Source organism: Collinsella sp. OF02-10 (assembly GCF_003463445.1).
Taxonomy (GTDB): Bacteria; Actinomycetota; Coriobacteriia; order Coriobacteriales; family Coriobacteriaceae; genus Collinsella.
Genome location: NZ_QSCW01000008.1, coordinates 47,410 through 73,538, shown reverse-complemented (window position 1 = coordinate 73,538; position 26,129 = coordinate 47,410). Strand labels below are relative to the sequence as shown.

The 26,129-nt window shown below is 55.2% G+C and carries 23 protein-coding genes; 4 read left to right on the top strand and 19 right to left on the bottom strand.

The annotated features are described in order from the left end of the window. Positions 1-191: 191 nt before the first annotated feature. From DXA43_RS05550 to DXA43_RS05515, 8 genes are all read right to left on the bottom strand, one after another. Positions 192-1,196 carry a nucleoid-associated protein gene (locus tag DXA43_RS05550; protein WP_117806494.1) on the bottom strand — a complete coding sequence of 335 codons (1,005 nt, stop codon included), beginning with the start codon at positions 1,194-1,196 and terminating at the stop codon, positions 192-194. Positions 1,197-1,307: 111 nt separating this feature from the next. Then, positions 1,308-2,468 carry an Mbeg1-like protein gene (locus DXA43_RS05545; protein ID WP_117806493.1) on the bottom strand — a complete coding sequence of 387 codons (1,161 nt, stop codon included), beginning with the start codon at positions 2,466-2,468 and terminating at the stop codon, positions 1,308-1,310. 127 nt (positions 2,469-2,595) lie between these two features. After that, positions 2,596-3,546 carry an L-lactate dehydrogenase gene (locus tag DXA43_RS05540; RefSeq protein WP_089573042.1) on the bottom strand — a complete coding sequence of 317 codons (951 nt, stop codon included), beginning with the start codon at positions 3,544-3,546 and terminating at the stop codon, positions 2,596-2,598. 201 nt (positions 3,547-3,747) lie between these two features. Then, positions 3,748-4,911: a pyridoxal phosphate-dependent aminotransferase gene (locus DXA43_RS05535; protein ID WP_117640359.1), complete on the bottom strand. Its 1,164-nt coding sequence runs from the start codon at positions 4,909-4,911 to the stop codon at positions 3,748-3,750. A gap of 117 nt (positions 4,912-5,028) precedes the next feature. Next, positions 5,029-7,029, bottom strand: a complete 2,001-nt coding sequence (locus DXA43_RS05530) for an NAD(+) synthase (protein ID WP_117640360.1) — start codon at positions 7,027-7,029, stop codon at positions 5,029-5,031. 312 nt (positions 7,030-7,341) lie between these two features. Next, complete coding sequence (locus DXA43_RS05525; protein WP_117776428.1) at positions 7,342-9,663, bottom strand: radical SAM protein; 2,322 nt, start codon at positions 9,661-9,663, stop codon at positions 7,342-7,344. Between the two features lie 7 nt (positions 9,664-9,670). Further along, positions 9,671-10,855: an MFS transporter gene (locus tag DXA43_RS05520; RefSeq protein WP_117641064.1), complete on the bottom strand. Its 1,185-nt coding sequence runs from the start codon at positions 10,853-10,855 to the stop codon at positions 9,671-9,673. Next, positions 10,833-11,114 carry a DUF2087 domain-containing protein gene (locus DXA43_RS05515; RefSeq protein WP_055251466.1) on the bottom strand — a complete coding sequence of 94 codons (282 nt, stop codon included), beginning with the start codon at positions 11,112-11,114 and terminating at the stop codon, positions 10,833-10,835. The genes DXA43_RS05520 and DXA43_RS05515 overlap by 23 nt, the downstream gene beginning before the upstream one ends. A gap of 493 nt (positions 11,115-11,607) precedes the next feature. On the opposite strand from DXA43_RS05515, the gene DXA43_RS05505 reads away from it, so the two are divergent. Together DXA43_RS05505 and DXA43_RS05500 are read left to right on the top strand one after the other, a co-directional pair. Continuing rightward, on the top strand, positions 11,608-12,561 hold the full coding sequence (locus DXA43_RS05505; RefSeq protein ID WP_117806492.1) for a hypothetical protein: 954 nt from the start codon (positions 11,608-11,610) through the stop codon (positions 12,559-12,561). 140 nt (positions 12,562-12,701) lie between these two features. Continuing rightward, positions 12,702-14,009 (top strand): hypothetical protein, encoded by a 1,308-nt coding sequence (locus DXA43_RS05500; protein ID WP_117806491.1) that lies wholly within the window; start codon positions 12,702-12,704, stop codon positions 14,007-14,009. A 54-nt stretch (positions 14,010-14,063) separates the two neighbouring features. Here DXA43_RS05500 and DXA43_RS10195 read toward each other — a convergent pair whose 3' ends face one another. The 5 genes from DXA43_RS10195 to DXA43_RS05480 all read right to left on the bottom strand — a co-directional run bounded on the left by DXA43_RS10195 (position 14,064) and on the right by DXA43_RS05480 (position 18,681). Beyond that, positions 14,064-14,402, bottom strand: a complete 339-nt coding sequence (locus tag DXA43_RS10195; protein WP_147326362.1) for a hypothetical protein — start codon at positions 14,400-14,402, stop codon at positions 14,064-14,066. 31 nt (positions 14,403-14,433) lie between these two features. Further along, on the bottom strand, positions 14,434-15,561 hold the full coding sequence (locus DXA43_RS10190; protein ID WP_147344724.1) for a hypothetical protein: 1,128 nt from the start codon (positions 15,559-15,561) through the stop codon (positions 14,434-14,436). Positions 15,562-15,841: 280 nt separating this feature from the next. Beyond that, positions 15,842-17,521, bottom strand: coding sequence for an energy-dependent translational throttle protein EttA (ettA, locus tag DXA43_RS05490; RefSeq protein WP_055251458.1), 1,680 nt, complete (start codon positions 17,519-17,521; stop codon positions 15,842-15,844). 184 nt (positions 17,522-17,705) lie between these two features. Then, positions 17,706-18,410 carry an SdpI family protein gene (locus tag DXA43_RS05485; protein WP_117806490.1) on the bottom strand — a complete coding sequence of 235 codons (705 nt, stop codon included), beginning with the start codon at positions 18,408-18,410 and terminating at the stop codon, positions 17,706-17,708. After that, complete coding sequence (locus tag DXA43_RS05480) at positions 18,403-18,681, bottom strand: autorepressor SdpR family transcription factor (RefSeq protein ID WP_117794490.1); 279 nt, start codon at positions 18,679-18,681, stop codon at positions 18,403-18,405. The genes DXA43_RS05485 and DXA43_RS05480 overlap by 8 nt, the downstream gene beginning before the upstream one ends. A gap of 300 nt (positions 18,682-18,981) precedes the next feature. On the opposite strand from DXA43_RS05480, the gene DXA43_RS05475 reads away from it, so the two are divergent. Both DXA43_RS05475 and DXA43_RS05470 read left to right on the top strand, forming a co-directional pair. Then, positions 18,982-19,779, top strand: coding sequence for a ThiF family adenylyltransferase (locus DXA43_RS05475; protein WP_117806489.1), 798 nt, complete (start codon positions 18,982-18,984; stop codon positions 19,777-19,779). 14 nt (positions 19,780-19,793) lie between these two features. Continuing rightward, positions 19,794-20,576: a TatD family hydrolase gene (locus tag DXA43_RS05470; RefSeq protein WP_117806488.1), complete on the top strand. Its 783-nt coding sequence runs from the start codon at positions 19,794-19,796 to the stop codon at positions 20,574-20,576. Between the two features lie 80 nt (positions 20,577-20,656). Here the strand turns inward: DXA43_RS05470 and DXA43_RS05465 are convergent, their stop codons facing one another. From DXA43_RS05465 to DXA43_RS05440, 6 genes are all read right to left on the bottom strand, one after another. Further along, a complete protein-coding gene (locus DXA43_RS05465; RefSeq protein ID WP_117806487.1) occupies positions 20,657-22,174 on the bottom strand; it encodes an FGGY-family carbohydrate kinase in 1,518 nt (505 codons plus the stop codon). Between the two features lie 6 nt (positions 22,175-22,180). Then, positions 22,181-22,990: a BtpA/SgcQ family protein gene (locus DXA43_RS05460; RefSeq protein ID WP_233540026.1), complete on the bottom strand. Its 810-nt coding sequence runs from the start codon at positions 22,988-22,990 to the stop codon at positions 22,181-22,183. Between the two features lie 33 nt (positions 22,991-23,023). After that, positions 23,024-23,452, bottom strand: coding sequence for a secondary thiamine-phosphate synthase enzyme YjbQ (locus DXA43_RS05455; protein WP_006234356.1), 429 nt, complete (start codon positions 23,450-23,452; stop codon positions 23,024-23,026). A gap of 2 nt (positions 23,453-23,454) precedes the next feature. Further along, positions 23,455-24,315, bottom strand: a complete 861-nt coding sequence (locus DXA43_RS05450; RefSeq protein ID WP_233540025.1) for an amidohydrolase family protein — start codon at positions 24,313-24,315, stop codon at positions 23,455-23,457. A 27-nt stretch (positions 24,316-24,342) separates the two neighbouring features. After that, on the bottom strand, positions 24,343-25,143 hold the full coding sequence (gene frlD / locus DXA43_RS05445) for a fructoselysine 6-kinase (protein WP_117806516.1): 801 nt from the start codon (positions 25,141-25,143) through the stop codon (positions 24,343-24,345). Between the two features lie 121 nt (positions 25,144-25,264). Further along, entirely contained in the window at positions 25,265-26,128 is an 864-nt protein-coding gene (locus DXA43_RS05440) for a PfkB family carbohydrate kinase (RefSeq protein WP_117806484.1), read from the bottom strand. Position 26,129 lies beyond the last annotated feature (1 nt).

Sequence of the window (26,129 nt, the reverse complement as noted above, 5' to 3'; positions counted from 1 at the left end):
TAAGCGGCAATCTGACGTTCAATCGTCGGTCGCGTACCGAAGTACGCTTCCCTCCTCTTTCACGTCACCTTGCTCGCCTAGAGGCGTTTTCGCTGACGTATGCTCAGTCTGCAACTCAATTCAGCTCCAAGCAAAAAGGCCGAAGTCCCGAAGGGTTTCGACCTTTGTTTTTTGCAGCGTCCAGGCGCAGTTTATCGATTCTCGATGCTGCCGATGTTTTTGAGCTCGATGGAGATGAGGCCGTTGGGTTCGTTGACGAACTCGATGTACTCGGAGTTCGAGCCCATCTCGGCCGGAAAGCTGATCTCGATGCCCGTGTCGGTACGAATCTTGTGGTTGCGCACGGCCGCACGCTCGACCTGCTTGCGCTCCACGGGCACACGCTCGGGCACCTTCTCTTCGGTCAGCGCCGCACGTACGCTCTCCTTGATGACCGGTTCGTCCTCAAAGACCTCATCGACGATATCCCAAGGCGGAAGCTCCTCGTCATCCTCGACCTTCTCGGCAACGGCAGCCTTAACCTTAGCGAGCGCTACGGCCGTATTGGCACCGTGCTCCTCGGCGACTTCCTCGACCACACGCGTCACGGTGTCGATGACCTCCTTGCCCGATACGCCCGTGTCGCACTGCAGCAGGCCATCGGGGATAAGCATACGGTCCTCGCCGGCAATCTTGCGCTTCTTGTCCACGTAGCCGATCTCCATGGTACTCGCGCGCACGATGGCATAGCTCGGCACCTTTTGCGAGGGGTTCGGCAGAATGGCGTAGTGGCGCGCGATGTCGTTGCGCACCTCTCCCTCCTCGCGGCCCACTTCGTGCATAAAAGCCTGCTTGGAGCCCAGCAGCATCACGGCAAACCAGCGGGCATCCTCATCGTCGTCAAAATCAGCCACGAGCACGTCGGTGGACTCGGCTTTCTCGGCTTTGGTGAGCTCGGAGGAGATAAACTCCGCAATCTGCTGCGACAGGTCCACGAACTCGCGCTCGCCAAAGAAATAGCCCTTGAGCTCGCTGCCAAACGCAGAGTTCTCGGCAAACGTGGCGCGTTTATTGTCGGCCGAGGTACGTGCGCGGCGCAGATGTGTGGTCACGAAGTTGCGCACGGTACGGCTCTCGATATCGAGCTCGCGCTGGCTCATAACGTTGACGGCAGAGTCAAAGTCCAGGATATGCAGAATCGCGTGATTGATTTTCATATACGGCATTCCGTTCTAGATCGATTTCGGCACGAACCAGTATAGCGGTCGAGCCCGCCCCAGGCGCATCGAAGCTTGGTGCATCGGGGACAGGTTGCTTTGCACCAATGGTTAGCGCAGGAGCTCGGACTGCCAAGCCTCGAGCTGTTCTGCCAAACTCTTGCCGGCAGCGGGCATGTCGATCTGGGGTCGTTTGGGCAGCAGTGCGCATTTAAGGATTGCCACGATGGTCTGCGAGACAAAGCGTCGCGTATCCTCGTCAAAGCCTTGCGCAGCCTGGAGCATCACGGGCAGGCTCTCGCGCAGATTCCCGGCGATATCCGCAAACCGCTCAGCACCCGTAGCCTCAAACACGGAGAACAACGCATCTACAAAACGCTCGCGCTCGCCAGGCGACACTGCAAGCAGCATCTCGCGAATGGAGCCATCAACGTATCGAGCACCGGCGGACAGGCGCTCACAGTACACGAAGTCGCGACCATCAACCACCCAGCTAAAGGGATTGTGCTGCAGCAGGCTGAACTCGGTGCTCTCAACGATGGCATAGTCCTCCTGTGTCTCGAACATCATGCCAAAGATCGACGACCGAGGTAGCGTCTTGTCGATTCGACCGCAAAGATCGGCAAAGGCGTTGCCGTTCAGAAACTCCTCGACGAAGCCCGGACCATCATGGGAATACACCCGCTCAATTCGCTCACGGGCGACATCGGAGCACATCGCCGCACCGTACACCGCAAGGTTTCCACCCTTGGAATGACCTCCGCACAAAAGCGGCCCGTCAATCGCATCCGCCGCCTCGTCCACATAACGTACCGCGGATTCCTGGGCCGGCACAGGACACCGGAACGCCATGTTAAAGTCCTCTTTCCAGCCCACAATCGTACTGTCGGTCCCCCGGAAGGAAAGATAACTAAACCCCGCCGGAAACCGGAACGCCATGGCTGCAAACTGCTCTGTCGCTACCACATCGCTCACGGCACGATAGCCGCAAACGTGCACGCCACGGTAACGAGGGTTTGCTGCCACGGCCTCCAACAAAGCTCTGCTCTCCTCTGGGTCCCACAAGTCGTCAATCATGCTCCGGTAGCACTCGGCACGCAGCAGCTCGCGTACGTCTAGGCCCTGCCAGTTCTTCAGCTCCGCCATATCCTCCGGCAAACGCAAATAGGACAACCACGCAAAGACCAGGCTATCCACCGCGCAGAACGGCCGCTCCTCAAACGGACCAAATGCCGTCTGGGCATAGGTCAAAAAATTAGGCGAATCCGACATGGCTCTCCCATCAACTATGGCGCATTGGGATGGTGCAAAGTAACCTGACCCCCTTGTACCAAAAAGGCGCCCGGACCGTGTGGCCCGGACGTCTTTCATTGTAGCCTGTTGCCCAAAAGAGCTTGATTTAGCAGGAGAAGTCGACGCTGTCGATGATGTCCTTGAGGGCCTTGGCGGAGGCGGTGAGCTCATGCTGCTCGTCATCGTTCAGCGGCACGGGGACGCGACAGACGACGCCGTCGCGGCCAACGACCGTCGGCATGGAGATGGCAAGATCGGACAGGCCATACTCGCCCACCATGAGCGAGGAGACGGGCAGAACGGTCTGCTCATCGCGCATGACGGCGGTGCAGATGCGCTTGACGGCCATGGCGACGCCATAGTAGGTGGCGTGCTTCTTCTCGATGATGGTGTAGGCGGAGTTCTTGACGTCCTCGGCGATGCGCTTCTCGGCAGCCTCATGCTCCAGATGACCGTGAAGCTCGCAGAAGGTGTTCAGCGGAACGCCGGCAACCTGAGCGCTGGACCAAGCGACAAACTCGGAATCGCCGTGCTCACCCATGACATAAGCCTGGACATCGCGCGGGTCGACCTCGACATGGGCACCAAGCATCTGCTGCAGACGGCCGGTGTCGAGCACGGTACCGGAACCGATGACGTGGCCCTCGGGCAGGCCGGACATCTTGATGGCGGCGTAGGTCAGAACATCGACCGGGTTGGAGACGATGAGCAGAATGCCGTCGAAGCCGGACTTCTTAATCTCGGGGATAATGGACTTAAAGATGCTGACGTTCTTGTTGACCAGGTCCAGGCGAGTCTCACCGGGCTTCTGGGCAGCGCCAGCGGTGACGACGATCATGGCGGCGTCGGCGACATCGGAATAATCGCCGGCGTAGATCTTCATCGGCTCGGCAAACGTCATGCCGTGCGCGATATCCAGGGCCTCACCCTCGGCGCGGTTCTTGTCCACGTCGATGAGGACCATCTCGGAGAACAGACCACTCTGCATCAGCGCGAACGCCGAAGACGAACCAACGAAACCGCAGCCGACAATAGCGACCTTCTTCTCGTTAACCATTAGAAACTCCCATCTCTCTCCACAAGCAAGCCGCCCGGGAACGACCCGAGCGGCTTGCCGTAATCCCAATACATCCAATCGGGACTTTGATTATGCTCCTATTCGCAGCCAAAAATCGACCGTTTACCGAAATTGTTTGCAGAAATCGTAAAATAACTGCACGAAATCGGTTTCGAGCTATTGACGAGTCGAAATACCTTTCTAATACAGGCCCGCCTCGCGAATGGCCTCGACAGCCAAAGCAATCTGGTCGGGCGGCAAGACCAGCGCCATGCGCACGTGCCCCTCGCCCGAAGGACCAAAGCTCGCGCCCGGCGTCACCACAACGCCGGCCTTCTCCATGAGCTCCTCGCAAAACGCCATGGAATCGGTGCGACCACCGGGAAGCTTGGCCCACACAAACATAGAGCCATGCGCGTTGGGACGCTCCCAGCCCAGGCCCTCAAGACCGTCGCACAGGGCATCGCGGCGCTCCTGGTACTTCAGACGCTGCGCCTCGACCTCATCGCGCGGACCGTTCAGGCAGGCGATAGCAGCCTTCTGGATCGGGAAGAACATGCCAAAGTCGATCTGGCCGCGCAGCTTGGCAAAGGCAGAGACCACGTCCTCGCGGCCGACCAAAAAGCCGATACGCGCACCGGTGACGTTAAACGACTTGGAAAGCGAGAAGAACTCCACGCCCACCTCAAGCGCACCGGGATACTGCAAGAAGCTGCCGCCCGGCTCGCCGTCGAACACGATGTCGGAGTACGCGTTGTCATGGACGATGAGCAGGTCGTGCTCGCGGGCGAAAGCGATGATCTCCTCGTAGACCTCGGGCGTGCCCACCGAGCCGACCGGGTTTGCGGGCAGCGACACGATCATATACTTGGCACGATCGGCCACCTCGGGATCGATACCCGCCACATAGGGCAGGTAATTATGCTCGGCGACCAACGGATAGTACTCGAGCTTGGCATCGGCGATTTTGGCGCCCGCCTCAAAGACCGGGTAGCACGGATCGGGAACCAAAATGGTGTCACCCGGATCGAGCAGGGCCAGGCCCAAATGGCCCACGCCCTCCTGCGTGCCGTTGCACGACTGCACCATAGACGGCGTAATGCCGGAGACACCAAAGCGACGCTCATAGTAATCGCACACGGCTTGCTTGAGTTCGGGCAGGTCGCGCAGGGCATACTTCCACATCTCGGGATCTTGGGCTGCATGCGTGAGCGCCTCGACCACATGGTCGTACGGCTTAAAGTCGGGCGTGCCCACGCTCATGTTGTAAATGGTCTTGCCCTGAGCCTTCAGCGCGAGAAGTTTGTTGTTGAGCGAGGCGAAGACCTCCGCGCCAAAGCGGTCGAGACGCTGCGATGCCTGCATGGTGCCACCTTTCGATATGAAAAACGCGGCGCTCCGACAAGAGCGCCGCGCGATACGGGCCATCAGATTGCAAAAGTGTAACGCTTGCACCCGCTGTTTTGGTTCAATTTGGCAACCTTAGTCCATCGGATTGAGCGCGTCAATCTGGGCGAGCCACAGGCGCGAGCTGGCGTCACTCGGCATGCGCCAATCGCCGCGCGGGCTGAGCGTGACCGAGCCCACCTTGGGGCCATCGGGCAGGCAGCTGCGCTTAAACTGCTGGGCAAAGAAGCGACGGTAGAACGTGCGTAGCCACGTGTGAATGGTCTTGACGTCGTAGACGCCCTCGAAGCTCTTGAGCGCCATGCGGTAGATCTTGCCCGGCTCAAAGCCAAAACGCAGCAGGTAGTAGAGGAAGTAGTCGTGCAGCTCGTACGGGCCCACCAAATCCTCGGTCTTCTGCGCAATCTCGCCGTCGCCCGTGGGCGGCAGAAGCTCGGGGGACACCGGCGTATCGAGGATATCGAGCAAGACCTCGGCAATACGCCCGCCAAAAACATCAGCGGCATAGCGCACCAGATGGCGCACAAGCGTCTTGGGCACGCTCGCATTGACGGCGTACATGCTCATGTGGTCGCCGTTGTAGGTAGCCCAGCCGAGCGCCAGCTCCGACAGGTCACCCGTGCCGATGACAAAACCGCCGGCCTGATTGGCCAGATCCATCAGAATCTGCGTACGCTCGCGGGCCTGGCTGTTCTCGTAGGTCACGTCCTGCACGGCCGGATCGTGCTCAATGTCCTTGAAGTGCTGCTCCACGGCCGCGTTGATCGAAACCTCGCGGAAGCTCACGCCAAGGTCGCGAGCGAGCGACTCGGCATTCGACTTAGTGCGATGCGTCGTGCCAAAGCCAGGCATGGAAACCGCCGTGATACCCGTGCGCGGCAGCCCCAGCGCATCGAAGGCACGCACGGTCACAAGCAGCGCCAGCGTGGAGTCCAGACCGCCTGAAAGACCGATGACAGCCGCCTTGGTACCCGTATGGGCAAGACGGGTCTTGAGGCCCGCGGTCTGCAGGTCGAGGATGGTCTCGCAACGTTCGGCCAGGTCACCATGGTCGGCCGGAACAAAGGGTGCGCGGGGGAAGACACGGTCGATGCCGAGTGCATCGCGCAGGACAGGCTCTTCGGCCAACACGCCCTCAAAAGAGAACTCAACGGTCGTGGCCTCCGGCGCATCGTCCGCGCGCGTCCACGTCGTCGAGCGACGGCGCTCGGCAACCAGACGATCGAGGTCGACATCGGCAACCGCCATGTCGCAGGTAAGCAGTTTGGTGGCGGCCAGCTTAGAGCCGTTTTCGTAGATCAGGTTCTCGCCCGCAAAGACCATGTCGGTCGTAGATTCGCCCTCACTCGCATCCGCGTAGGCATAGGCGCAGTACAGGCGCGCACTCTGGTTGGAGATGAGGCTGCGGCGGTAATCCGCCTTGCCGATAATCTCGTCCGAGGCCGACGGGTTGAGGATCACCGTCGCGCCAGCAAGCGCCATCTCGGTCGAGGGGGGCGCCGGTACCCACAGGTCCTCGCACACCTCGACACCCAGCACCAGATCCTCGGCACCTTCATCGCAGCAGCGGTAGACAAGCTCCGAGCCAAGCGGCACCGGACCCTGACCAGCAAATTCAATCCACACGGGATCGGCCGGCGCCGGAGCAAACCAGCGGCGCTCATAAAACTCTCCGTAGTTGGGCAAGTACTTTTTGGCCGTAAGGCCCAAAAGCTCGCCCGCACAGCACACGGCGGCGCAATTGTAGATGTTTTCGGCCACCGCGACGGGAAGACCGATGGTAAAGACGACCGGCAACTCACGGGTTTCATCGAGGATATGCGCCAGAGCAGCCTCGCAGACATGCAGCAGTGTGCGATTATGGAACAGGTCGGCCGCGGTATAGCCGGTCAGGTTAAGCTCGGGCAGCACCAGAGCATGAACGCCGCGCTCGGCAGCATCGCGAACAGCCGCCAGCGCAACCTCGACATTGCCCTCGACATCGGCGACGCGAATCTGCGGCGACGCCGCCGCCACACGCAAAAAGCCATCGTTCTTATTAGCCGAAACGCAGCATTGCCTTGTTGATCTGGACACTGGAGGCCCCTTCTACCCTGAGATTCAGTCTAACGGACGTTCACATATCTCTAACTAGCCAAAGCAACCTCCCAGTTTACTGAGACGCCAACCTGTGCTAAGAGCATGTATTCCAAAAATATCTTTAATTAAAAAAGGAGAAATCGATAATCGACTTCTCCTTTAAGCGAGGCAAGTAAATTCCGAAACTAATGGCAGAATTTATCCATGTAGTCCTCAAAGTCGAACACTTCTACCACGACGCCCTCTTCCTGAGACTCTTTCAGTTGCTCCAAGAGATCTTTGTTAATAACGTCCATGTAGAAACCTCCTCTATCTAATCAATTGTAGTATATCTGCTTTCATGCAATTATCAACCAACTTGTTTAATTGCTCCTCGCTTGCCGATAGTCCCTCTTTTTTCAAAATGTCGCACACCTCGTTCTTAGTAATCGGCTTTTCAAACAACGAAAGCAAAGCGAACGAAAAATCATTAACCGCACACATTCTATGGGTGGCACAACTCAGCAGTACTCTTAACCCCTCTTTTGAGCGTCCGACTTCTTTAACAAACGAACTTTTAACCAATTGAAAACCATTATCGTGCATTACATAATCGGCATCGATATTTGTATTCAGCAATCCATAATGCAACAGTTCTTCTATCGCCCTTGTCAGCTCGAGGTCGCCCTGATCAAGAATAAGAGAAATGCTACAATCGGCCTCCAATAAACGGGCCAACTTAAGGTATACCAACTGGGAAACAGCATAGACATGATGGTATTCAGAATTATAGAAGTAGGCAAATGGCTCAACGAGCACGACAGAGGTCTTGGAATCCAGCCAGATTCGATCAGCTGGATTTAGACTAGTTAGCCGTCGCTTTACTTTGGTCAAATGTCCCTTATACCTGACAGCGTGAATAGAATCTAGGATCCAGGTCACCTCTGAAATATGAAGGCGCTGGGGCAAGTCAATTGTGTCGCTACCGTTTATGACCTCTTGCATATAAAAATCAATATGATGCTCATCAGATAAGGATTTTGCTTCATTTAAAGTTAAACCAGTGCCTGAAACATAATCCACTTCGAGGCGCAAATCCTCATATTGGGACTTCGGCATTACAGAGACACCATACTTATCGGGATGATTCCAAACATCCGACCCCATAACGAGACCAAAATTCGTAAATCCTCTCGTGGAATATGGAACACCACATACCTGTTTTGAATAATTCAAAACATTCTCTGTATAAGCTAAGGTGTTCAGAGCCTCTTCTTTAGTTTCGGTCGGAAAGCCAATCATAAAAAATAGATGAACAGGAATACCCGCATTGAGACAATCATGGATATTGCGATCAATCCAATCAACTCTCGTGTTCTTCTTCATTAGATCAAGAACTCTTTGGTTGTATGACTCGAGGCCAAACTGAATCTGCCTACATCCACTTTGGTATATCTTGTTAAAAACTTCTGTACTTAGGGTTGGAGAGAACCTCGTTTCTCCATGCCAGAAAAACGTTTTTCCCGATGCGTTTATTTCATCCGCGAGTTGCTCCATTCTTTTGCCTTCGAATGTTTCATCCACAAAAGAGAAAACTCTCGTGCCGTATTTTTCATTTAACCGACACATTATTTCAAATACTCTCGATATAGGCATCTTTCGGTAACAACCACCGGTAGCACCGGGAATGGTGCAGAAGGCGCAATGATTAAAACACTGCCTAGAGGAATAAACCGGCAATATTAACTCAGGCATGAAGTATTTAGAAAGGGCGAAGCCATCGAAATCGGGAACTGTATCGTTGATAAATGTTTGCTCAATCCGATGGTTTTTATATATCTTTCCACCTTTAGCATGGCAAAGGTTTGGAACACAGTCGAGATTGTCATCACCAGAGTCAAGAGCCTCAAGAAGACGTGCAAGCGGCTCTTCGCCGTCATACATCATTATCGAATCAATGTATTCAAAAAAGGGATGCCATTCTTTCATGCAGTCATCTGCTAAACGAGTAATGTAATTGCCGCCCAATGAGACGTGTTTAACAGATGGACATTCTTCCTTAATCAGTTTCGCTAACGTAACTGCAGAAATCAATTGGAAACAGCCGCTCACCGAAATCCCAATAAACTCGATTTTTTCCCTCTGAATACGCTTAAGAAAGGCAGTTTCATAGAAGGAAATAAACGGATTATGCAAGGTATCTGCAAGCGATTTCATTATTTCTGGTGTCGAATAATAATCATAGGGCAGATCTATGGAGTTGAACGTGTATTTAACTCCATATGAGACGTGATTTATGATATAAAGTGCATTTCTAAAAATGTTTTCAGCATATTGTCTTTCTTTTAGATTAAAGTATCTCTTCGATCTGAAAATATCTTTTGCCTCGTCAACATTAAGTGCCGACTTTTGTATCAACTCGATTGTTAATTGAACATTCGAACTAAACGAATCCTTTGATTCCCGATACCTTTTACAGCACTCTTCGACATGTCTAAAAGATAGGAGGTCATCGTAAAATTCCACGTTTAAGTCAACAATGTCAACTTTGTATTGTTCAACCTCTTGAAGATATGACTTCAAAACAGGCAAGGCAAGATACGGCCCCACTGGACTCCATCCTGGGGGAAATACTAAAAGCGTTTTAGGCATATCAACGTCACATCTTTCGCAAATAATTCAATTGAAACACAACTACCATCATAATTGAAAATACACCAAGTCCTGTAACGAGAATTGAGAACATCGCGATGCTCGTGAACAGCGAAACAAGAAGTGTTGAAATAACAACAGCAACCGATTGCAAAGACTCCCTAATTGAAAACAGGCTTATCGATTCAGATCCGTCTCTCGCCAAATCCTGCAGCGATGTTATGAGAAGCACATCTTGAATGGCGTTTCCGGCACCGACGATAAAAAGGAAAATAAACGATATCCCAGACGCATAGCGATAGCCAAACGCCAGATACGCACCGAGCGCAAGATACGTCACAAAACAATATGATTTAACGCAATCGGAACCACTGATTAAACGACCATATATTGTATTTCCGAACAACAGTCCGATTGTAAGACTACTCTGAAGGAATCCGTATTGTATCGATGACGAGTCAAATTGCAATTGCGCTATAGCTGGCAAAAGAGAATTCAGAGAGCCGAATGCCACGCCACTAGAAATATCGATTAATAGGAAACCAATTGCCAAGTGCTTCGCGCTAAGATCACTAAATGCAGTCCTGTTTTTTTCATTTTTGCTTATTCCCTCTTTATCATTAACCTCGATAATCGACGGAACATCTCGCAGCAACCAGAACGACGCGGCAAAAGAAAGCGCGTCTAATGCAAGAACAGCCTCCGCCCCAAATTGAGCGACAACAAAACCGCCGGCAACTGGCCCCAGAACCATCATCAAATTCTGCAGGAACCCAAACGAATTATTAATTACGTCGCGATTGATACTATTCGTATTGGCTCTTAACAACGAGTAAAAGCAGGGCATTTCTACCGTTCGGCAAAGCGATACCGCGCACGTAATAGCAAACATACTCCATTTACTATCAACAAAAATATAGCAAACGAATAATCCCGCGCGAATTAAGTCTGCCAATCTCATGGCCTGCAGTGTCCCGATACCCATCTTCTGAGGCAGCTGCGCGAGCGCAACTGAAAACAGAGAGGGGGCAAATCTGCAGCAGACCATCAAAGCAGTTGCAGAAACATCGTGAGTTACCTCGTAAATCAGCATTGGCAAAGCAATATTCGCACACCAATTGCCTATTTCGCTTATCCCTCTAGCAATATATAGGACCCGAACCGGACGGCTAGCTCTCAATACCGTGAACATCACGATTAACCTCGTATTTCAGGCCTCGTTCATCCCTTAATAGGAATCCATAATCAACCAAGTACCGCCTCAACACGGCATAATCAGGATAGAGCTGTGACAGCACACGATTAACCTGAAGCTCCGTATAACTTGTATTTAATTCAAAGAAAGAGACGGCCCATAGCAGCATGATTCTTTTATAGCTTTCCTTTTTTGGAATTGAAACCAGCTCGCCATTCTTGAGAAATCGTTTTTTAAAGTCTATTAGCTCATCCATTCACATCCTCCATTTCATACGCATCTAATACTAAAAATGCATACGCTTTAGGTCATCGCATTCAGCTTCTTTATTCGAACTAAACTCGAACTAATCTAAATTATTTGCTCAGACACTCTTCGAAAGCTCGTTTTTCACTCTGAGTAAAATGCCCTTCCCAGTCAGTCCACGAACAGGAAGGCAACTCACAACGAGCGGAGTCGAAGCCCTCTGCCGTCGGTCGCTCAAAATGCACGATAACCTTTTCGATATCGCCATCTGTAATCAGGTCAGAATGAATGACCTCGGTTCCATCTTCGAATGTCATATACGGGTACATCACGTAAACCACCTCGCAAACATAAATCCAGTTTAGCATCAAGCTATTGCACCAAAGACAGCAGGCCCCCTTGATGAGTTGATGGTATCTGTTAAATGTCACGTACGATTCACATCTGGTGGGTACCCTGATGGCTACACGAAACGAAGCAGATTTACACCGGGAGGACCCCGTATGGCAACCAAGTACACCGACGCGCCGCGCACGCGCGTCATGACACCGGCCGCGCTCAACAACGGCGTGCACGAGAACCATTCCATCGGACAGACCATGGCCATCGCGCCCAAAAAGGGCCTGTTCGATGACATTTCCATTCCCCAGATCATCGCCGGCGCCGCAGCTGCCGCCACGAGCGTGGCGCTTGCTTCAAAGATCGGCATTGCCGGCTCGGTGATTGGTGCCGCTGTGAGCTCAGTCATCACTGTTGTGTCCTCGCAGGTCTATCGCCACTTTATCTCCGCCAGCGCCGAAGCAATCAAGGGCACGCATGCCGCTGTCGACTACCCTACCGGCGCCTACGAGCCCGTTGAGCCCAATGTCGAGGAGCACCTAGGTGGCGCCGCAACCACGCAGGAGATGCGCCAGGTTGCGGGACGCGCGACCACGGCGCGCGTCGCTCCCAACAGCCTGCGCGCCAAGGCGGCGGCTGAGCGCAGCCAGACGCAAAAGAAGGTCATCGTCTTCTCGATCGCTATCGCCATCGTCGCGGTCATCGCCTGCGCCGGCGCCATCCTTATCACCACTGCCGGTGAGGGTCTGGGCGAGCGTCCCGAGCCAATCCTGTCGTCGCGCACGACCGAGAGCGATGCAAATGGCAACACCCAGTCGCAGGATCAGCAGGCACAGACGGACGATACGCAAGACAGTTCTACCTCTGCCAATTCGTCCTCGAACACCCAAAACCAATCGCAGGGCGTCGATTCCTCTGCGAACAACAGCGGCACGCAATCCGGCACGACTGACTCAAGTCAAACGACTGACGGCTCTCAACCGAGCACGGGCGACCAGGCGAATGGCAATACACCGAGTACGGGATCTACCGACAACAGCAACACCAACAGCTCGAGCGGAACCGCGTCCGGCACGGCATCTGACAGTTCAAGCCAAGGCGCGACATCGGGCAACTAGGCACATTTGCCTCTCATAGATAACCGACCTGTATAACGGGCGCGAATCGACAGCGGTTCGCGCCCGTTTGCCTTGGGCGCCGCCATGGCGAGCGCCATGCGATGGTAAGATGCTTTACATGTGTAAAGAGGAGATTTGCCATGAGCAAGACAATAGTTAGGCCCACGCTTTCACTGGGCAACCACATCTATCTGTATCGCCTGCTGCGCGATGCGATTGGATGCGGCAAGCAAACGTTTATGACGCAGGTCGAAGAGGCGCTCGCCGCTGGCGACATGACCGCTTATGACCTGGGCTTCGAATCCACGCGCGAGCTGCTCGAAGAGCTTGACGACTGCATTAAGCTGACCGTCTTTAAGGGCGGTCGCCTGTATGCCACCGTCATCGCCAACGAGGCCTGGGATGCCGCCCTTGCCAAGGGCGAGGACAAGCCCAAGACCGCCAAGGGCGCTAAGCAGTCCTACAAAAAGAAAAAGCGCGGTGAGAAGGACCTCAAGGCTGTGCGCCCCAAGCACGTTAAGCGTCCCGAACCAGAAGCCGCGGTTGAAGCTGTGCCGGAGCCCGAGCCCGAGACAGAGATCGAAGTCGCTATTGAGGTGGCAGCGGAAGCCGAAACCGAAATCGCCGCCATGACCGATCCCGAAGTCATGCCAGAGCAGGAAGCCGCTGTGGAGCTCAACGAGGCATCCAAGTCGACAACCGAAGAGGCGGCTGGCCAGCCCGAGGCGCCCGTGTTCCAGAACCACGATGCCTTTGGCGACAACACCGAGGACAATCAGTCCGACGAGCTCGCGGATCAAGATGCTGCCGAGGCAACACCGGAGCCCGAGGCGCCCCAGCCTGCCATCTCGCTCACGGTTGTCTACGACCCCGAGAACGCCAACGCCGGCATCACCACCATGGTATCCACGCCGGTCGAGGCCAAGCCGAACGTCGAGGCAGAGGACACTCCGCAGGCCGATGCCAAAACCGGGACCGAAGACACGTCCATCTCCGTGGAACCGACAGATTCCATAGCTAAGCCAGAAGCGGCATCTGAGTCTGCACCTGTCATTGAGTCCGCATCCGCACCCGCCTGTGACCAGGCTCCCACACCTGCACCGACTCCGGTCCCCAATTCAGCACCGGCCCCCGCTCCCGCAGCACCGACCATCCCCGGGGACTTCCCCATCGATTTCGCGACCGAGGTCTTCTGCCCTAGCCCGCTGCTGCACCAGCTGTCGACTTATCTCCCCTACGGCGCTGACACCCTCGGCATCGTCGGCGAGTACTACTGGATCGCTCGCGAGCGCGGTACCATCGAGGCCGGCCGTAACCGCGCGTGCTTCCCCCTGCGCTACACACAGGCCGGCAAACGCCACGAAGTCACCGTACGCATTCGCCGCAACACCACCGGCGGCCTCGGAGCCACCTGGGCCATCGACAAGGTCGAAGCCCCGGTCGAGTAAAAAACGGCCTCGGATAGCCAATTGACCATCCGAGGCCGTTTGAATTCAGGCCTTTTAGTTGTCATCGGCGCATATAGACACCAGAGAAGCAAGCTCATCCTCAAGTTGCGGAGCAAAGTATCTAAAAGAAACCTGCGCTCCGGTCGGTATCGACTCAATCATATTCGCAGCATTATCTGAAACTCGGTACGATGCAGTTTCACCTGTCTTCAAATCCTCTATTGAGCAGACAGCGTCTTCAGCATCATTCGACCTAAGCACGCCTTTTCCTTGTAACATCACATCGGCATGCCCGCCAGCTATTTCTAATGAACCTGAGTCTGTCGCAGTCACTTCTCCGGAACCTCCGCGCGATATCTCTTCCTTTGTTGAACAGCCCACCAATGAAGCCATCAGCACCAAAGACAGAGCTAGACGAATCGCCCTACTTCGAAAAAGTCGTTCCATAAGTCCACGCATAATAGCTCTGATCATACTTCAGGAAGGATAAAGATGAATTCCAGCCGTCCGCTATGCCAATCATCTGCCTTGTCTCTCCAGTTTTCTTACCAGTAAGTGTGGCGTAAGCCTCCGCTGTTACAGAATGGGCTGATCCGTTGTACAAACTCGCATGTAAAACATTCGGTCTATTAGAGTTAATCTCATTTTGAATGCTCGCGATAGCCGGAGAGGAGACAGTGCGGGCGATAAGAGCACTTCCTCTGCTTGCGCAGTAATTTGTAAACCCCGTTGCACAGGTTGATATCGGCGTTCCGCCCAAAACAACGCCGGGAACAGTCTGTTCTTCAGCGGAAAGAGCATGGGTATTGGTGTAATTCCATATCTGCATATATTGCGAAGGGTCGCTATATAAATTGGCAATGCCATACAGTTCCGCAACGTTCGAAAAAGCGGTCACCATACAAGCATAGTGGGCAGTAAGCCTCTTAATCTCGCTTTCATCATATGACATAAACTGAGAAATGGAACGAAATCCAGATACTGTGTAATCCTGCATTTGAGTTGCGTAAATTACGACATCGTTCCAGCTTGAAGGTTTATTCGATAAAACGACAGGCCGTCCTTCTATGGAAACAGCCGGGATTGTTCTTCCGCAATTTGTTGTTATTGAACCGTCCAAAGATTGCACACCGAATTCGAATGGATTGATCATTACGACTGGGTTATTGAAAGAATAAGACTCAACACCAAGATCTCCTCCCCGATCCATAGGGCTGACTAAGCCGTCTCCAAAACGATATCCCGTAAGTATTTCATCATCTGAAGCATCTAAAACCAAATAGCCCGCGGCTCTATTGAATGTCACAACCGGAACAATGTAGCCAAGCGGGGACCCATCAACGTCTACAAAAGGAATAGGGTCAGAAGGCGTATACGAAGAGCCGAGGAGTCCCTTTATATATTTATCGGCAAGCTCTTGCGCAATTTCTGAAGTAAATTGTATCTGCTCACCATCAATATTGCCCGTCGAAGCAAAAACCTCTTTCGGACGTGCGGCTAAGGCGACAATTGAAGACGCGACAAGTTGCAGAAAACGACGACGCGAAAGCATATGTTCTTCTTTCTAGAGGAGCGACTTATAAGATACTCCTATTCTATAACCTTTTTTGTAACGTTACAGCACTGGTTATATTTCAATTCGATTTGCTTATGTCCTTGTAACCCAATACGTCTTTACGTTTTAAACGGAATTAGAAAATCACTCATAGCAAAAACGGGCTTTAATCCCAAAGAGATGACTTTGATTATGAATCAAACCAGCAGCCAGGGCATAGCTGCAGTGCAATTGCTACAAGAAAGGCCGCCCTTGCTGGCGGCCTTTCTACTTGCTACTAGTCACGCGTGAGCTTGCGGTGAATACGATGCGGCTGGGCTGCGTCCTCGCCCAAGCGCTCGATACGGTTGGCCTGATAGGCCTCGAAATTGCCCTCGAACCAATACCAGTTGCCCGGATTCTCGTCGGTGCCCTCCCACGCCAGAATGTGCGTGGCGACGCGGTCCAGGAACATACGATCGTGGCTAATGACCACCGAGCAGCCCGGGAACTCGAGCAGCGCCGCTTCGAGCGAGGACAGCGTCTCGACGTCGAGGTCGTTCGTAGGCTCGTCGAGGAGCAGCAGGTTGCCGCCCTGCTTGAGCGTAAGCGCCAAGTTCAGACGGTTGCGCTCGCCGCCGGAGAGCACGCCAGCGCGCTTCTGCTGGTCCTGGCCCTTAAAGCCAAAGCTCGCCACATAAGCGCGGCTCGGAACCTCGGTCTCGCCCACCATCATGTGGTCCAGGCCGTCCGAGACGACCTCCCATAGGTTCTTATCGGGGTCGATGCCGGAACGGTTCTGGTCGACGTAAGAAATCTTGACGGTCTCGCCCACCTCGAGCTCGCCCGAAGTCAGCGGCTCCAGACCCACAATCGTCTTGAACAGTGTGGTCTTGCCCACGCCGTTGGGACCGATCACGCCCACGATGCCGTTGCGCGGCAGCGTAAACGAAAGATCGTCGATGAGCACACGGCCATCGAACTCCTTGTGCAGGTGATGGGCCTCGAGCACCTTGTTGCCCAGACGCGGGCCCACAGGGATGCGGATGTCGGTCCAGTCGAGCTTCTGGCTTGCGCGGGCCTCGGCCTCCATCTCCTCGTAGCGAGCCAGACGGGCCTTGTTCTTGGCCTGGCGAGCCTTGGGCGAGCTGCGTACCCACTCGAGCTCGGCCTCCATGCGCTTGGCGAGCTTGGCGTCACGGTTGCCCTGGGCCTCGATACGCGCGGCCTTGGTCTCCAGATACGTGGAGTAATTGCCCTTGTAGGGATAAAGGTGACCGCGGTCGACCTCGCAGATCCACTCGGCAACGTTATCCAGGAAGTAGCGATCGTGTGTGACGGCAAGCACCGCGCCCTGGTAGTTGTGCAGGAAGTGCTCGAGCCACAGGATCGACTCGGCGTCCAGGTGGTTCGTGGGCTCGTCGAGCAGCAGCAGGTCGGGAGCCTCGAGCAGCAGCTTGCACAGGGCCACGCGACGGCGCTCGCCGCCAGAGAGCACGTTGACCGGCATGTCGGAATCGGGCAGCTGCAGGGCGTCCATGGCCTGGCCGAGCTTGGAATCGATATCCCAGCCGTCGGCGGCATCGATCTCGTCCTGGAGCTTGCCCATCTCGGCCATAAGGGCGTCCATGTCGCAATCCGGGTCGCACATCTCCTCGCCGATCTTATTGAAGCGATCGACCTTGGCGATCATATCGCCAAACGCCATGCGCACGTTCTCGATGACAGTCTTGTCGTCGTCGAGCGGCGGCTCCTGCTGCAGGATACCCACGGTGTAGCCGGGGGTGAGCCTGGCATCGCCGTTGGAGACCTCCTCAATGCCGGCCATGATCTTGAGCAGGGTCGACTTGCCCATGCCGTTGGGACCCACGACGCCGATCTTGGCACCGGGGTAGAAGCTCAGGGTCACGTCGTCAAGGATTACCTTGTCGCCATGGGCCTTGCGAGCCTGATACATCTGGTAGATAAACTCCGCCATATGTCTGTCCTATCCTTTCTACCTGCTGTTTCCCTATTCTTGATTCGCTTTAGTGGAAACGAAATGAGAAAACCAGCTCTGAAACTTAACGAAAAAGGGGCATGGTTGCCCACACCCCCTAATACTACCTGGGAAAAGTCCCCCGGAACATACTATGAACTGCGTACGCTAGTTTTCCGCAACCTTAGCGAACGGCTCGCTGCGATTTACGCCACAGCAGATACGAATAGGCGTAGGCAGCTCCGGCCGAACCAAACGCCAGAGCCGCAATCACCGCGGCGACGACTTCACTCGAAAGCACGCTGCCCGCCACGCCCATCACAATCAGGCCAACACCCAGCACCATAAAGCAGGCACCGCCAAAGCGCTGCGTACGGCGCCAGTTCTCGGGATCGGCAAGCGCCCAGGGCGTCTTGATACCGAGCGTATAGTTCTGCTTCACACGCGGCAAGTAGTTGCCTACGCCGATGAACAGCAAACCGACAGCACCGGAAATCAGCACGTTGACCGAACCGACCGCCGGCACCACGCCCCAGACCGTAAGCTCTCCCAGCCAGCTTATGGCGCACATGAACAAGGTGAAGGCAATTACGAAGCCCTGATAGAACTTACCCGAGGTTCGATATGCCTCACCTTTGGGATCGATGCGCGGCACCACGCAGAACATTGCGAGAAGCGCCAGAGGCAGCACGCCGAGCGCGGAGGCCATCCAGCTAGGACCCCAACCATCGACGGCGCCGTTCGCGCCCCAGTGCGTGGGAATCTGTGCAGGCAAGCTCGGCATCACCATGAGGTGCGCTACGACATTGGCGACGCACAGAACGACCAGCGCAATCCACACGCGCGACGATACCCCCGTGGGGTGAATGCCCTTGTTTTCGTTATTCATCCTTATCACCTTCCGTGTTTGTAAAGCCCATAAACCAGCCAATCAAGTCCTGCATGACGGTGGTGTTTAAGCTGTAAACGATGTTTTGGCCATGGCGCTCGTCGGTCACCAACCCGGCGTTTTTGAGCGTCGCCAAGTGATGGCTCAATGACGGCTTGCTAATGTCAAAATGCTCGGCAAGCTCCCCGGCCGTACAATTGCCCTCGCGCAGCAGTTCCAAAATGTGACGTCGTGTAGGATCGGCCAGCGCTTTAAAACCCTCTCCCGGCATAGGACCTCCTCTCACTATCTCTCACGACGCGCACACTATACTCGTTATTTAGATGTTTGTCTAACTATCTAATCTTGTACTCAAAAAAAATAGCCGCCTCCGCGTAATGCGAAGACGGCCACTTCTCACGCCATAAACGTGTTTCGGAGTTGGCTAACCCGCGGCAACGGGTGCCATCTGCTTCATCTTATGCGAATCCCGATCTCATTTCAACAAGCCCCTAGGGCCCAAATGGAATCGTGATAATCCCTATAATGGCGATAGCCCAAACACGATCCGCTTCCCCATCGGAGGACATCTATGACCGAAACCGCAGCCGCAGCTCCCGCCGAGACACGCGACACCAAGCTCGAGATCATCATGGGCCGCGAGGCGCTCAATAAACTCGCCAACGCCACGGTGCTGGTGCTGGGCTGTGGCGGCGTGGGATCCAACTGCTGCGAAGCGCTCGCGCGCGGCGGCATCGGCCATTTTGTGATCCTGGACAAGGACATCATCGCGCCCAGCAACATCAACCGCCAGGCCATCGCCTTTCATAGCACCATCGGCAAGCGCAAGGTTGACGTGATGGAAGCCATGATCCACGACATCAATCCCGCCGCCAGCGTTATCAAGCGCACCGAATACCTGCTGAGCGACAACATCGATGATTTCTTCGCGAGCGTTTTGGAGCAGACGGGCGGCAAGCTCAACTACGTCGTCGACGCCATCGACACCATCTCGGCCAAGCTCACCATTGCCAAATATGCTCAGGACCATGGCATCCGTTTGGTTAGCTCCATGGGCGGGGCCAACAAACTCCATCCCGAGTGCCTCCGCTTTGCCGACATCTTCGATACGGTACGTGACCCCATGAGCCGCATTATGCGCAAAGAATGTAAGAAGCGCAGAATCAAGAGCCTACATGTACTGTTTAGCTGCGAGGAATCGGTTAAGACACAGCCCCGCGACCCTTCCAACATCCACGAGCGCACCGAGCTGGGAACTGCCAGTTTTATGCCGCCCATCATGGGTCAAATGATTGCCGGCGAGGTTATCCGCCAGATCAGCGGGCGCGGCACCGAACGCGTACGCTCCGATGGCCAGCGCCTGGACTAGCAGGATGTCCTGCGATGGAACCGCGATTCTTTGACACGCATTGTCATCTTGATTTGATGCTCAGCCCCGATGCTGCAGCCAGCGAGTCGGCGGCGTTGGGTCTGGGGCTCTTTGACTGCGGGGTCGACCCACGCGACTTCGCGGCAGCAAAAAAGCGGGCCAGCCGCCACCCAAACATTATCGCGGGCGCCGGCCTCCATCCCTGGTGGCTCGCCGACGGCCGCTGCGGTCCTGCCGAAGTCAATCTGCTTTGCGAAGTTGCTGCCCAAGAGCGCTATATCGGCGAAGTCGGACTCGACTTTTCCGCGCGCTTTGCTGGAAGTGAGCTGCTACAAATACAGGCACTTAACCGGCTCTGCGATACACTCGTGCAGCATCCTCTTACCGGGCGCGTGATATCAATTCACGCCGTTCGTTCAGCGGGAGCCGTACTGGACGTCCTCGAATCGCATGGACTACTCATCCCAAACTCCGACTCCCCCGTTATCATCTTCCACTGGTTTAGCGGCACTTCGGACGAACTCGTCCGCGCGCGTAATGCGAGCTGTAATTTTTCCGTCAACGAACGCATGCTTGCGTCTAAACGTGGACGTGAATATGCCCGACAGATTCCACTCGACCGTCTACTGCTCGAGACCGATGCGCCGGCCGAGCCAAACACAGAAACAAGCGCGCAGTCGCTCATCAGATCGCTCACAAGGACCTCGGAACACATCGCCTCACTCAAAAACTGTGACATAAAGCGCATCGAATCGGCAGTTTTAGCAAATGCGCACTCTGTATTTGACCTTCGCTAACCCCTGTGGGCAAAAAATGCCAAGGGACATGCGAATCACACAACGCAGTCCCTATTGGAAGGCAGTACAATTCGGCAGCATTACACCAATTCGTGCATGAGATCACAGTTGCGTGCATACAATTCGTCAAAGATATGACGACGCGACGCATATAACTCGTGGGCAGCCATATCGGGCACGATTGTTTGCGCAACGCCAAGGACTTGGGCGAGTTCATCCCATGATGCATAGGCGCCACCTGCGAGAGCTGCCATGATGGCATCACCGAAGCATGCGCCCACCGTAACCTTGGCAACCGAGACCTCGCGCCCGCATACGTCGGCGATAGCCTGCATCCAAACTGGATTCTTGGTTCCACCTCCGACAAGCATAATGCGCCCAATTGGCAGTCCATGCTCTCGCTCGATAATGTCGACATGGGATGCAACGGTATACGCGACGCCTTCCAAGGCGGCGCGAACCATATGGGCTCGCGTATGCCTTCCGGTCAGGCCAAAGAAGACGCCACGCGCCTCGGGATCGTTGAGCGGAGTACGCTCCCCCGCAAAGTACGGCAGACACACGAGCCCATCGGCACCCGGCGCCACATCGGCGGCATCATGCGCCATAACCGAATATGCATCGGGGCCACCGTGGCCCTCGGCCTCCACGGCGTCGCGATACAGCTCTTGGCGCAACCACGATGTGAGCGCACCCGCCGTATTGGTCCCCGCGCAGATCCCGTAAGTTCCGGGAATGATAAACGTCCCTGGCCACAGGCGGGCATCATCGACCATATGATCAGCTAGGTAGATGAAATACGCCGCGCTCCCCAACTGAACCATCATATCGCCGGGACGAAATACACCCGTCGAAATGGCCTCGGCACCAGAGTCGCCCGTTCCCACTAAGACAGGTGTCCCTGCCGCGAGCCCCGTCGCCTCAGCCGCACACTGCGTAATCACCCCGGCAATATCGGTAGCCGACATTACCTCCGCCATCTGGTCAGGCCGGCAGAAACGAGCACATTCCCGAGCATCAACCTTCCAAGTGTAGCGGTCATATAGGGGAAGAAAATCCTCCGCTAAATAACGGTCCACCGTAAAACGCCCCGTCAACTTTGCGCATAGAAACGATGACGCCGTCAGGAACTTCGCGGCACGTTCGTGCACCTCGGGCATATTCTGCTTAAACCACAAGATCTTGGGAGCAATATCTGACGAACAGGGATCGTGCCCGAAAAGCTCGCGTGCGCGATCTGACCCATATTCGGAAAGGAGCTCGTCAATCTGCGGCTTCGAACGTGCATCGACTCCATACAAAATCGCGGGCGCCAGCGCGTTGCACTCGGTATCGACCGGCACGCAGTCGCAACCCAATGCGGAAAGGCCCACGCATCCAATCTGCGCCGCGTTAACCCCCGATCGCACCACCAGCTCGCGCGACAAGCGGCAAAAATCGCCCCACCAAACTGCCTCCGCATCATGCTGATACCATCCATCACGCGGGTTGTCCGTCTCGTGTCCACAAGAGGCTTGGCAAACGATGTTGCATCGATCATCGATTAAAACGCCTTTAGAGGCGCTTGTCCCAATATCAATACCCAGATAGAGCGCCATAGGTGCCTACTCCCCTCGCGCCGCACGAGCGGCAGCCATAAAACGAACTACCCGCTCAACATCAACCGGGGCATCCAGCTTTCCGTCGCGCTTTAAGCACGTGCCGACAAACGCGCCATCGTAGTGAGCAAATACGTCAGCCACGGTATTTTCGCGACAACCGGTGCCACATACCACAGGTACTTCGCCAACACGCTCGCGGACCTCATCGGCAAGCTCGCCCGAAGCGCCACGACCGGCAGCCGAACCGCCGATGACCATCGCATCCGGTAGGCAATTAAAGAGAAGTGAATCGGCAATGTCCGCAGTCGTGCGGTCGTTGAGATAAACCTCCCCCTCGCTCGTGATGAAATGAAAAAGCTTGAGGTCGTCCAGGCGCAGCGCCGCCTTGCGACGCATGGTGTGAGCGAAATCTCGGTTAATCAGCCCGAGATCACCGGCCCAGGCACCGCAAAAATTGCAGCGCGTGAACTGCGCATCGACGGCAGCGCACAGCTCGATTGTGGCATCACCATCGTAAATTGCCTCAGCTCCCCAAGGGGTCGACAAATCATGGGACAGAGTCCCGATTACATGGCCCATCGATGCAAGGGTTGAGGGAGAAACGTGCTGCTCATAGGGCATCGAGAGCTCATTGGTAATCAAAATGCCATCGACACCGCCCTGCTGCAACGCCTCGAGATCGCGCTTGGCGGCTTCCACGACCTGCGATACGCTTCCGCCCGGGTAATACAGCGGATCGCCCGGCAGAGGACGCAGGTGCAGCATTCCGATAACCGGCTTTTCGTTCTTGAACATCGAAGTTAGAAACGACATAACGTGCTCCTTCATAGGGTTATTGCAGGGACGTTACTCCCCCAGCACCTCGACGTACACCTTTCGCTTCTGCGGACCGTCAAACTCCGCAAGATAGATGTTCTGGGCACTTCCGCACACGATGTGGCCATCTTGGACGGGAAAGAAGCAACTGTTTCCACAAATCATGCTCTTGATATGCCCACAGGAGTTGTTGCCGGTGGCTCCATAGCTCGGCAGGAAGTGTGCATGCGCATAGGGGGCATCGAGTGGGGCGATGCGATCAAGCGTCTCCATAAGATCCGTCTCCACGCAGGGCAGCCCCTCGTTTACCACGATTCCACAGGTCGTATGCGACAAAATAATCGCCGCCAAGCCATTGGTCACCGAGCTGCGTTCGATGGCAGCGTGCACGTCTTCGGTAATATCGATGAACTGGTCCGGAGCAGTCGATAGATAGCTCAATGTCTCGAGCGTCACCATGTTTACTCATCTCCTTCAAGAAAACGCAGGGCATTACCCCAGTAGAGCCTTTCTCGCGCATCATCGCGCATGGGCACGGTATCGAGCGCCCGCTTGAGTTTGAATGCACGGAAGCGCGGCGTATTGCTGGCGAACATCACTTGATGCGATAGCGCGCGCTCATACCACAGCGGCCCCATATCGACCGTGAAAAGACGCTGCATCATCTCCTCGGGCGAATCGATGTAAGTGATAGAAGTGTCCGTGTAGCAGTTGGGATACTTGAGCAGCATCGCCACGGTCTCGCGCACCCAGGGCCAGCCAAAGTGGGTCAAACTAAAACGCACATTTGGATGCGTTGCGATTGTGTGCTCAAATGCAAGCGGGTTACTGCGCGAGAGCTCTGCACCCGGCTCCCAAGACATACCGGCATGAAAAACCACCGGCTTGTTATAGCGCTCGCACAGCTCGTAAAGCGGCTCGGCCACGGCATCTTCGGGGGCAAAACCCTGCTTTGCCGGATGCAGGCAAAGCCCCTTTGCCCCCAACTCGGTAAAGGCGCGCTCCAATTCGCCTGCGGCACCGCTCACCTGCGGATCTACGCTCGCAAATCCCCACAGACGATCGGGATGCGCGGCAACCAGCATGGCAATCTGGTCATTGGTGCCAAAGTGCCCTCCGCATGCCGTGGTTACATCGAGCGGCATGAGCACGCTCTTCTGCACGTCGCAGACGTCCATCTCGACTTGAAGCTCATCCCAATCCATGGGGCCCATATGCCCCATACCAAATTCTCGTGACCAAAAACCGAATCCATCAGGCTCATCACCCGGCGTACAGATCTCGCCGTAGAGCATAGGATGGACCAACATGTCGATAACCATTTCGTACTCCTTTCCAGGCATTTGACCCTAGTACGGCTCAAACGAACCAATCACTCGGGACGACAGCTCAGCGCCCGCCTTCATACACGCCGGAATATCAAGGCCATCGATCACGCCCTTGGTAAACCCGGCGATATACGAGTCGCCGGCACCCACGGTATTAACGACCTTCTCCGCCGGCACGATCCCGCACTCATAGAAGCGCTCACCGTCATAGGCAATGCTTCCCTTCTCGCCAAGCGTGGCAACCGCAACGCGCGGCCCCAATTCCTGCGCGTGACGTACCCAGTCCCGCAGCTCCGGAGTGTCATCTTCAAACGACATAAATGCGTAGTCAACGTAGGGAAAATGATTCTCGCAGGCATATTCGGGATCCTGGCTGAACACCGAGAAGTCCATAACCACCGTCTTGCCCGCATTATGCCACTCGGGCAGGAGGTCCAAACAATTGCCAAACAGATCGGTATGAATGATGTCATGCTCTAGGATAAACGCCCGGTCATCTTCATTCGGACGATATGTCTCCATTACGCCATCGATTGCCTCGAGATGCACGCGATCGACGCCGTCTTTCAATGCCATGAGCATCACCGAGGTGTCGCCATCCTCCACCCGCAGATGAGAGATATCAAACCCCTCGGCGGCCAGCGCCTCTCTCATCTTGTCTCCGTACTCGTCCTTGCCGACAACCGACACGGCGGATACCGAAACGCCCATTCGTGCAAGATGGATACCCCAGTCAATGCCATTACCAGTCGGATAGAACACGCCGATGTTTTGATAAACGTCCGCACAGCAAAAACCAGCCGCACACGCTTTAATACCCATGGTCTTCTCCAATGTTCAAAAGGGGACCCACCACATGGCGAGCCCCCTTTTCGCGTTTCGCTTATTGTTTTGCATCGGCTGTCCAAGGCCTCATAGCCAGACCGCCGTACGCTTTCTTAAGCTATTCGACGATTGGTGCTCCGTGGCCCCAAGAACCTTCCATGCCGCACACGGTCGAGGCAAACCCGGCAGCAAAGTCGAGCGCGCGCTCGATGGCCTCGGCGCCACCCTCACCACGCTTGGCGGAATCGAGATAGCACATCAAAAACGAGGTGAGGAACGAGTCGCCCGCCCCCATGGTGTCCTTCATGTCCGTTACCGGTTTAGCCAGCTGGCGGTAATAACGCTCGCCGTCGTAAGCGATGCAGCCCTCGGCGCCCGCCGTAGCCGACACAAAACGCGGACCCAGATCCTTCACCCATGCCAGACGCTCGCGAATCTCGTCCTCACTCGCGGCATCCGCCGCACTAAAGAAAGCAAAATCGACATAGGGCGCAATCTGCTCGTAGTACTCGTCGGTGGAGTCGTCCGAAAAGTCAAAAGAGACCGTGACGCCCGCAGCCTTCAACTTGGGCAGCTCGCGCTCGGTGAAGCAATAGTTGCCCGAATGAACCACATCGAACTGCTTCATGTACGAAAGGTCAAAGCGATCGAGAACATAGCGCGCATCGCCACGGATACCGCCCTCGTTGGAGCCGAGGAAGACACGGTCACCGTCAACGACGGTCACGCGAGCCGCTCCGTTCTCGCCAATCATCTGCTCGCACTTGTCAAGCTCGATACCCTCATCCTCGAGGCTTGCAATGACATGCTCGGCAGCGGCGTCATTGCCAAAAATGCCCATGTATGCAGAGCGTGCGGCACCGCATTTCTTGGCATAAACGGCGAAGTTCACCGCATTGCCGCCGGGATACATGGTGTGGATATGCTCGTAGCGATCGACGACGTTGTCGCCAAATCCGAGCGCGTTAACGTTAAATGCCATG